Here is a 2,127-nt window from a genome sequence, read left to right as displayed (position 1 = left end):
CGTCTCGCTCGGCAGCTATGTCGGGCAGTGGCGTGACGGCGCCAATGGCCTTGAGCGATGGTCCGGGCTTGCCTGGGTCCCACTCGGCAGCTGGACCGCGTACACCCCGACGTGGTCGGGATTCGATGATCTGGGAGCCGCCACGGCTGGCGGTCGCTACTGCCGCATCGGTCGTCACGTCGACATGGTCGCGTGGCTCCGCTGGGGCGCTGGCAGCTCACTGGGGGCCGGGCAAATCTGGGTCTCGCTGCCTCTGCCCCCGGCGGACACCGGGTCGGCTACTGGCTGGCAGGGCACCGGCAGGCACCTCGACGCCGAAACCTACTGGCGGGGGCTCGTCCCCTCTGTCGAGGCGGGGGAAGGCAGAGCGCAGGTCCTCGCGACCGCGCCTGACGGGTCGTGGATGAACCCCGGACAGCTCGGCTACCGGTGGAACACGGACGGCGCCTTGATGCGCGTACAGCTCAGCTACGAGACCGCCTAGGGCCATCGGCCCGGGCTCCCCCGGGGGTGGTCGCGCTGCTGCCCTACACCCCGTACCGCGTGCTGATCTGCGATCTTCGCAGCGACCAGCTTCTCGACGTCCTACCGCTGTGGTCCGTCTCGTTCGACGAGTTCCTCGGGAAGACGGGTTCGCTCCGGGCGTCGGTGCACCTGGTGACCGCCGAGCTTGCCGCCCGCGCCCGGGCCGCGCTCATCCCGGGGCGCACCGCGCTGTGGGTCGAGCGGGCCGGCGCGATCTGGTGGGGTGGCATCCTCTGGACCAGCAGCCTGGCCAGCGACGAGCACGGCGAGCTCTCCCTCGCCCTGCAGGCCGCCACGTGGGACAGCTACCTCGCGCACCGGATGCTCTACGACTCCCACCAGGCGACCGAAGTCGATCAGTTCGACGTCGTGCGCAACCTCATCTCGTACGCCGCGGAGCAGCCCGGGGGCGACATCGGGATCGAGTTCGGCGCCGAGCTGTCGGGGGTGCGCCGCGATCGCTTCTACAGCCGGTACGACCAGCCCTACATCCGCGACCTGATCGAGCAGCTCTCACGCGTCGAGCGGGGGTTCGAGTGGCGGATCGCTTCGACCCGCGACCCCGACACCGGCCGGCGGATCAAGCGGTTGCAGCTCGGCCACCCGGTGATCCGGGCCGGCGCCGCCGAGGTGGTGCTCACCCGGCCCGGTCCGATCCTGGCGTACACGTGGCCCGTCGACGCCACCGGCAAGGCCAACGTCTGGCAGGCCCGGGGCGCCAGCGTGAACCGCAACCAGACGGCCGAGTCCCACCCACTGTTGTCCCCGCTCGTCACCAGCGAGGCGGACATCAAGGCGGGGTGGCCGCGGCTCGACGGCTCCGCGGACTACAGCACGGTCGAGCAGCAGGACACGCTCGACGCGCACGCCCGTGCGGACGCTGCCGCCCACCTCACCCCGCAGACCGTGCCCGAGATCACCGTGCGGCTCGACGCGCAGATCAGCCCCGCCCTGCTCGGCGCCACCGCGCGCGTCAAGGTCACCGATCTGTGGTGGCCCGAGGGCATGACAGCCCGGCACCGGATCATCGGCATTGCCGTGACACCGCCGGAGCGCGGTCGCCCCGAATCCGCCAAACTCCTATTGGAGGCAACCTAGTTGGCAGCGATCCCGCAGGATCTCCTCGACCGAATCCGCACTCTCGAACGGCAGGTGCGCGAGCTCTCCGGCCGGGCGCAGACCCGGCCCGCCATGGACAAGATCCAGCACGGTCCCGTCGTCATCGGCGAAGGCGGCACCCTCACCGTGCAGGACGCCGACGGCACGCCCATGGTCTACATCGGCGACCTCGACATGCCCCGGCCGAACGGAACCCCGCAGTACGGCGTACTGATCTCCCGGGAAGACGGCACCCTCGCGCTCGCCATGTTCTCCGGCGGAACGCAGCCCCAGGGCCTCGACATCTACGACAACCGCGGCAACACCATCTTCACCGAAGACCGGGTGAACGGCGGGCTCGCCGTGCCCTACCTGCACAGCCCGATGTACCCCGACGGCGACCTCGACCGGTACGCCAAGACGCAGGCGGACAGCCCCGACAACATGTGGACCGCCGCCCACGTCCGCTACCACCCCATGTTGACCGTGGCCGGGTACGCGGCC

At 70.6% G+C, this 2,127-nt stretch carries 2 protein-coding genes and 1 pseudogene; all 3 read left to right on the top strand.

Features of this window, described 5'->3' with window-relative positions; all coding sequences use genetic code 11:
* Nucleotides 1–484 (top strand): annotated as a pseudogene (locus tag ABZ885_RS39915) (hypothetical protein); the annotation flags it as partial.
* Between the two features lie 26 nt (nucleotides 485–510).
* A complete protein-coding gene (locus tag ABZ885_RS39910; RefSeq protein WP_360199925.1) occupies nucleotides 511–1,623 on the top strand; it encodes a hypothetical protein in 1,113 nt (370 codons plus the stop codon).
* Nucleotides 1,624–2,127 (top strand): hypothetical protein (locus ABZ885_RS39905; RefSeq protein WP_360199923.1); only part of this gene is annotated, 504 nt, incomplete at its 3' end.

This window comes from Kitasatospora sp. NPDC047058 (genome assembly GCF_040643935.1).
Classification (GTDB): domain Bacteria; phylum Actinomycetota; class Actinomycetes; order Streptomycetales; family Streptomycetaceae; genus Kitasatospora.
The sequence above is the reverse complement of the archived record's forward strand: the minus strand, read 5'-3'. Positions and strand labels throughout refer to the sequence as shown.